Below are 6,935 nucleotides of genomic sequence, written 5' to 3'. Positions count from 1 at the left end.
TACCGCCTACCCCCATTGGGCAGGCGGTGAAATTTTATCAATCCTGCCATACAAAATTATACCCCAAGGGCGCCAGGGCACCAAGAGAAACGGCATGAGAGAGGGAGAACGGCCACAAAACCTCGCACCAAAGGAGACTTTTCAGCCCCCTCTCCCCCCTCCAGGAGCCTCACCGCTTGCACTGCGTCCATGTGAAGCCCTGCCTTGCGCTCAAGGGCCAAGCTTCCCTCTGACCACGGCTTTGTGAAGCCACCCGCGGTCAGGGGAGTTCTTCTGACGCCATCAACCCATGACTTTTGAGGAAGGCCTTCACCTCCTCCACCGCGGCCTGCCACTGTCGTACCAGTTCTGCGTCGGAGCCGCGAAACCGCTCGACCACACGCGAGGAGCATTGGGCACAGCCCCGCATGGCCCGAAAGGTGTCCATGGAGCAACCGGCGCAATTCGCCAGCCGGGCCATCAGGAGGACAAACCCCAACACCGCAGGAGAGGTGGGCGCCGCCTGCTGGACCTGCTCGACCAACGCCTGCCATTCCGGCCCCCGCAAATGGCGCAAGGAGGGGATAAGACGGACCGGGAACAACACTTCCGTATCGCCGTGATACACAGCGCACGCCTCCCCAAAAGGCAAAGGGATGCCCCTGCCGCACGACGGGTGGGGCATCCCCAAAATTCAACGCCGTTAATCGTCCTTCTTGGCTTCCGTTTTCTTCTGGGCCCCTTTGGCACGAGCCTTGGCCCGGGCCGCCTTGGCCGCCTCTTTGGCCCGGCGCGCCTCTTCCTCGCGGGCGTAATCCGTGGGGTGGATCTCCGCGTAATAGGAAGCCGGTTTGGACAGTTTGGTCAGATCGAAGATGTTGTCCTGGAAGCGATCGTAAGTGGCCAGTTCGTAGTCGTGGTCCATCTTGATGGAATCGAAAGGACAGTACTCGGCGCACAGACCGCAATTCATGCAGATATCCACATCGATGAAGAAGGCCTCCGGTTCGCTCTTGGGGCGACCGGTTTTGGGGTCTTTGGCCCGCACAATCCAAATGCACTGAGGCGGGCACACCTTAGCGCAGATCCCACAGGCTGTGCAGCGTTGCTTCTTGGTGCCATCTTCCAACTCGTCATACACCAGGAAAGGCACAAAGCGGAAGTTCTCCGGCACCGGCAGTTTTTCTTCGGGGTACTGAACGGTGAAAATCCCTTTTACATCCGCGCTGCGCCGGTGCTCAATCCCCTCCTTGATGAAGTAACGCTTGCCGCGCCACTTCCAGTCGTCAATGTAGGAGTCGATCAGGTGCTTGAGGGTGATCCCCAAGCCTTTGAGAAGCCCAATGCCGTTCATCGTCCACTCCACTCCGAGGGTTAGCGATCAACTTCGCCGAGCACGATGTCAATAGAGCCCAAGATGACCACCACATCGGCCACCTTGTGACCCTTGCTCATTTCGGCCAGGGCGGTCAAGTTGATAAAGGATGGCGCCCGGACATGGTACCGCCAGGGGTTGGTGCCGCCGCGGGAGACCACATAGAAGCCCAACTCTCCCTTAGGGCCTTCCACCCGACCGTAAGCCTCGCCCGGCGGGACGCGATGCTGGTACTGTGGCTTCCTGGCCATCACCGGCCCTTCGGGGATATCCCGCACCGCCTGCTGGAGGATGCGGATAGACTGGCGAATCTCCTCCATGCGCACCAGCAAGCGGTCGTACACATCGCCGTGGTAGGCCACGGCCACATCGAAATCGAAGCGGTCGTAGATGGAGTAAGGCTCCGCACGGCGCACATCGTAGGGCACACCCGAGGCCCGCAGCACCGGACCGGCCGCTGAGTAGGCAATGGCTTGCTCGGCCGTGAGCACACCCACTCCCATGGAGCGCTCTTTCACGATCTCGTTGTGCACAACGTAACGGTCGAACTCCTCCACCTTGCGTGGCAGGCGCTCATAAACCAGGTCGCGGATCTTTTCCAACACACCTTCGGGCAAATCGCGCGCCACACCGCCGAAGCGGAAGTAGTTGCACATCATGCGCGAACCAGCCGTGGCCTCGAAAATATCCAGGATGAGTTCGCGCTCCTCAATGGCGTACAGCGAGGGGGTGAAGTAGGCCCCCATGTCGTTGAGGAACATGCCGATGGCAAAGAGGTGGTTCTGGATACGGGTGAGTTCCGCCATGACCACACGGATGTACTCCGCCCGCTCCGGCGGCTTGACGCCCAGCAACTTCTCCACGGCCAGGGCGTAGCCAAAGTTGTTGCTCATGGAGGAAAGGTAGTCCAGCCGGTCGGTGTAGGGCATGTTCATCAACCAGGTGTTGCGCTCGCCGATTTTTTCATGGTTGCGGTGGAGATACCCCATGACCGGCTTGAGGTCCACGATGGTCTCCCCGTCTAAGGTGACCACCATGCGGAACACGCCGTGGGTGGAGGGGTGCTGGGGCCCCATGTTGACCACCACAACATCGGTGTCCAAGTCACTGTCATGGTGGATGTGCTCTAAGGTGCCGTAGAGGATGGCGTCAGCGTCCTCCGGCTCCCAGTTGTAAGGGTCGAAGCCGGCCGGATAGTCCACATTCTTGCCAAAGGGGTTGGCGTCTTCAGCACGGCGGACATGCCCCTCGGGCCAGCGGCTCTTGTAGGGCTTGTGCTCTTCTTCGAAGTAGGGCTCCTTCCAGTCCTTGCGCAGCGGGTGCCCGTGAAAACCTTCCCACATCAAAATGCGGCGCAAATCCGGATGCCCTTCGAACTTGATACCCAGCAGATCCCAGGCTTCACGCTCCTGAAAGTCTGCGCCGGGATAAACGGGCACCAACGAGGGGACCACCGGATTGTCACGCGGCACCTGGACCTTGAACACCAGGGCCGGCCCGCCGGTGGTCTTATAAGCATGATAGACCACCTCCATGTGCCCCTCGGGGAGGTAGTCCACCCCCGTCACCGAGGAGAGGTAATCGTACCCGAACTCATCCCGCAAGGTGCGGGCGAACTCCACCAGGTGCGACGCTTCGACGATATAGCCCTCGTACCCCTTGCGCTCGTCCTTCTTGACAATGCCGGGGAACCGGGCTTCCAAGTTTTCCGCCACCACTGTTGTTTGCTCGCTCATGGGGCAACTCCCTTAGGCAGATTCCTGGCCCTCGGAGGCCTGAGCCTGCTGCTCGGCCAGTTTCTCCTGGGCATAGGCTTTGATCTTGTCAAAGTCCCTGGGGTCCATCACATCCGGGCCCAACACCGGTACAGGGATGGGCTCGGCAGGCTCTTCCCGGTACCAGGGCACGCTCTTGATGGACTGGCGGTCGATCTTCTGCTGCAGTTTCATCAGGCCGTAAAGCAGTGCCTGGGGCGTGGGCGGGCACCCCGGAATGTACACATCAACCGGGATGTATTTGTCCACACCGGAAACGACATTGTAGCCTTCCTTGAAGGGGCCGCCGCCCGAGGCGCAGGCGCCCATGGCTACCACATACTTGGGTTCGGACATCTGGTTGTACAGCCGCACCACGATGGGGATCATCTTCTTCGTCACGGTACCGGAGACAATCATCACATCCGCCTGGCGGGGGCTGGGCCGCATGACCTCCATCCCAAAGCGGGCCATATCATAGCGGCTGGCCGCCACGGCGATCATCTCGATAGCGCAGCACGCCAGGCCAAACATCATCGGCCACAGCGAGTTGCGCCGCCCCCAGTTGTAGAGACGATCCAGGGTGGTGATGGCCACCGTACCCTGCAATTCGGGGGGAATCTCCACCCCAGGCTTGTTCAGACCACCACCGTTCTCAGGATTTGGAGTCATCTCGCCTTCTCCTGGTGAAGTTTCGCGGCCCCTAACGGGATACCGCTTCCTCAAGGACAATCTCCAGCCATTCGCGCAACACGGCCATCAACAGGCCCTCATGAGCCAGCGCCGGGTCATCGACAAAACACGGCAGCGCGAGCACCCACTGGCGCAACTGCTCCAGGGAAACCTCGTCCAGATTCACCTGGGGATGGGCTTCGTGGAGCGCCAACGCCAGTGCATGGGTGCCTTCCCAGGTCAACGGTTCGCAATCCGGCTGATGACTCATGACAGGTCAATTATACCCCCAAAAAGCGGCTCTTTTCACAAATTTCCATTTGCGTTAAACGCGTTTTCTGCCAAACTTGTTTTGCGAAAAGCCAGACTTCCTCCTGTGGCTGATGCCGCTTTGTGGTTCACGGCGAAACAGTTCCGGTTCAACGACGTGGCGCCCTGGCAAATCAACGCAGCGCCGGAGCGCCACATTCCAAAAAACTCATTCCACCGTCACCGGCCCTGCGACACGACAGGCCCCATCAAGCCTGACATGGCTGTGATGAGAGCGTTTTTGTGCTCAGGGCGCAAGATGCCCTGAGCACCTCCCTATCCTACCTCACCGTCACCGACTTCGCCACGCCGCAGGCCAGCCCACACCCAGCCCTATCATGGCCGCAAGTAGTCGGCTCAGGGCGCAAAGACGCCCTGAGCGCCCCTTCTCATCACGCCGCCACACTTGGCCACGCCGCAGGCCAGCCCACACCCAGCCCCAACATGGCCGCAAGTAGTCGGCTCAGGGCGCAAGACGCCCTGAGCGCCCCTTCTCATCACGCCGCCGCCACACTTGGCCACGCCGCAGGCCAGCCCACACCCAGCCCTAACATGGCCGCAAGTAGTCGGCTCAGGGCGCAAAGACGCCCTGAGCACCCCCCTATCCTACTCCACCGTCACCGACTTCGCCAGGTTCCGCGGCTGGTCCACATCCAGCCCCAACATGGCCGCGATGTGATATGCGAACAACTGCAACGGGATGATCGCCGTGACCGGCGTCAGCAGCCAGGGTGTCGCCGGTATCCACAACACATCATCCGCGATCTCCGGGATGCGCTCATCGCCCTCGGTGGTCACGGCAATCACCTTGCCGCCCCGCGATTTCGCCTGTTCGATCTGGCTGACCATCTTCTCGTACCAGGGGTCCTTGGGCGCGATGGCCACCACCGGCATCTCCTCATCAATCAGCGCGATGGGGCCATGCTTCATCTCCCCAGCCGGATAGCCCTCCGCGTGGATATACGAAATCTCCTTGAGTTTCAGCGCACCTTCGTAGGCGGTGGCCATATTGATCCCCCGCCCCAGATACAGACAACTGCGGGTGTCCTTGTACCTGCGGGCGACTTCGATCACCTCCTCCTCGCGCGCCAAACACTGCCCGACCAAATCGGGCACCAGACGCAAATCCGCCACAAAGCGACGCCGTTGCTCGGGGGTGATCGTCCCGCGCAGGTCGGCCAGCAGCACGGCCAACATGTAGAGGTCCACCAACGGCGCGGTGTAGGCTTTCGTCGAGGCCACCCCGATCTCCGGCCCCACCTGCATCGAAATGTACCCATCGGCAATCCGCATAGCCTGGGAGCCGATCACATTGACGATGGACCACAGCGTCGCACCCTTGCGCCGACCTTCCTCCATCGCCGCCAAGGTATCCGCCGTTTCGCCAGACTGGCTGATGGCCAGCACCACGCTATCAGGCTCGATGATGGGGTCGGCGTAGCGGAACTCCGAGGCCACCATCACCTCCACCGGCACGCGGGCGATGCGTTCGATAAGGGTCTTTCCCACCAACCCGGCATGATACGCCGTGCCACAGGCGGTGATGAAAATCTTGCGCAAACGGCGGGCGAACTCCGGGGTGAGGTGCAAATCGGGCAGGTGGATCCGCCCTTCGCGGAAGTCCACCCGACCGGCAATGGTATCGGTCAGACCGCGCACCTGCTCGTGGATTTCCTTCTGCATGAAATGACGGTATTCCCCCTTCTCCGCCGCGACCGGGTCCCACGGCACCGTGGTCGGCTGGACCTCCACGGGTTCACCGTCCAAAGTGAAGACCTCCACCCCCTCCCGGGTGATGACCGCCATCTGCCGATGCTCCAGGAAGATCACCCTTCGCGTGTGCTCCAGTATGGCGGGTAGGTCCGAGGCCACAAACATCTCATCCTCGCCAAAGCCGATGACCACCCCGCCGGCGTTCCCCAAGCGCGCCGCCACGATCTTATCCGGTTCACGGGTGGACATCACAACCACGGCGTTGGAGCCTTCCACATGCTGCAAGGCCCGCCGCACGGCCTCGACCAGTCCACCCTCCACGCTCAGCAGACGCTCGATCAAATGGGCGATCACTTCGGTGTCGGTGTCCGAACGGAACCCTGCACCCTCGGCCGTCAGCTCTTCGCGCAGGGTGAGGAAGTTCTCCACGATGCCGTTGTGCACCAGCACGACCTCCTGAGCCGGCCCGGTATGCGGGTGCGCGTTGTGCTGGTTGGGCTCGCCGTGGGTGGCCCAGCGGGTGTGTCCAATGCCGATGGTCCCCTGTAAGGGGTTCTGGGCCACCAACACCTCTAGGCGGCTGATTTTCCCCGCGTCACGGCGAATCTCAATGCGGCCATCCTTCAACACAGCCACACCGGCCGAGTCGTACCCGCGATATTCCAAGCGCTTCAAGCCGTTCAAGAGTATGGGCGTCGCGTCACGCGGCCCGATATAACCGACAATACCGCACATCAAAGGCCTCCATTCAGTTAAGGTTGGCAGGAAGCAGCCACAACGAGAGCACGGCCCACTAGGCAGCTCCCGGTGCCTCTTTCCCGGCGTCTCCTGCTTGATGAATGAGAACGCTCGGCCACGCCAGAAGCCCTTTGTCCGCCCGGTTACCCGCGCGGCGTTGAGACTTCCGGTCCGATATCCCCCTGATGATTGCGGGAAGCGGGGGAGTGGCCGTCCCCCGGAGGGCATCCGCCGATCCTTCGATTTTCCCGGCGCGGAGCTCTTCCGCTCCGGTTAGCCTCACCTTGCGGTGAGGAACCCTCCACCTCGTCACCCTGAACTCTACAAAGCGGCTCAGGGCCTGGCGCTGGCTTCCCGGCCATAGGGTGGTGTTCGCTATCGGATGATCAATCGCT

6 protein-coding genes are annotated in these 6,935 nt (G+C 61.4%); all 6 read right to left on the bottom strand.

Annotated elements, in window-relative coordinates:
- Window positions 1-259 precede the first annotated feature (259 nt).
- Window positions 260-607 carry a hypothetical protein gene (locus G4O04_04740; protein HEY57830.1) on the bottom strand — a complete coding sequence of 116 codons (348 nt, stop codon included), beginning with the start codon at window positions 605-607 and terminating at the stop codon, window positions 260-262.
- Between the two features lie 75 nt (window positions 608-682).
- The gene (locus G4O04_04735; protein HEY57829.1) at window positions 683-1,333 is read right to left on the bottom strand and encodes a 4Fe-4S binding protein; all 651 of its coding nucleotides are present in this window, start codon (window positions 1,331-1,333) and stop codon (window positions 683-685) included.
- Window positions 1,334-1,353: 20 nt separating this feature from the next.
- A complete protein-coding gene (locus tag G4O04_04730; GenBank protein ID HEY57828.1) occupies window positions 1,354-3,090 on the bottom strand; it encodes an NADH-quinone oxidoreductase subunit D in 1,737 nt (578 codons plus the stop codon).
- Between the two features lie 12 nt (window positions 3,091-3,102).
- On the bottom strand, window positions 3,103-3,780 hold the full coding sequence (locus G4O04_04725; protein HEY57827.1) for an NADH-quinone oxidoreductase subunit B: 678 nt from the start codon (window positions 3,778-3,780) through the stop codon (window positions 3,103-3,105).
- Window positions 3,781-3,811: 31 nt separating this feature from the next.
- Window positions 3,812-4,051: a Fe-S cluster assembly protein IscX gene (gene iscX / locus G4O04_04720; protein HEY57826.1), complete on the bottom strand. Its 240-nt coding sequence runs from the start codon at window positions 4,049-4,051 to the stop codon at window positions 3,812-3,814.
- A gap of 644 nt (window positions 4,052-4,695) precedes the next feature.
- A complete protein-coding gene (gene glmS, locus G4O04_04715; protein ID HEY57825.1) occupies window positions 4,696-6,537 on the bottom strand; it encodes a glutamine--fructose-6-phosphate transaminase (isomerizing) in 1,842 nt (613 codons plus the stop codon).
- Window positions 6,538-6,935: the final 398 nt, after the last annotated feature.

It is taken from the genome of Anaerolineae bacterium, assembly GCA_011176535.1.
Taxonomy (GTDB): Bacteria; Chloroflexota; Anaerolineae; order Anaerolineales; family DRMV01; genus DUEP01.
This window is presented reverse-complemented; position numbering and strand designations above follow the sequence as displayed.

Coding starts and splice junctions, on each gene's coding strand:
- G4O04_04730 (HEY57828.1), bottom strand. CDS start 3,090: ATGAGCGAGCAAACAACAGTGGTGGCGGAAAACTTGGAAGCCCGGTTC.
- glmS (HEY57825.1), bottom strand. CDS start 6,537: ATGTGCGGTATTGTCGGTTATATCGGGCCGCGTGACGCGACGCCCATA.
- G4O04_04725 (HEY57827.1), bottom strand. CDS start 3,780: ATGACTCCAAATCCTGAGAACGGTGGTGGTCTGAACAAGCCTGGGGTG.
- G4O04_04735 (HEY57829.1), bottom strand. CDS start 1,333: ATGAACGGCATTGGGCTTCTCAAAGGCTTGGGGATCACCCTCAAGCAC.
- iscX (HEY57826.1), bottom strand. CDS start 4,051: ATGAGTCATCAGCCGGATTGCGAACCGTTGACCTGGGAAGGCACCCAT.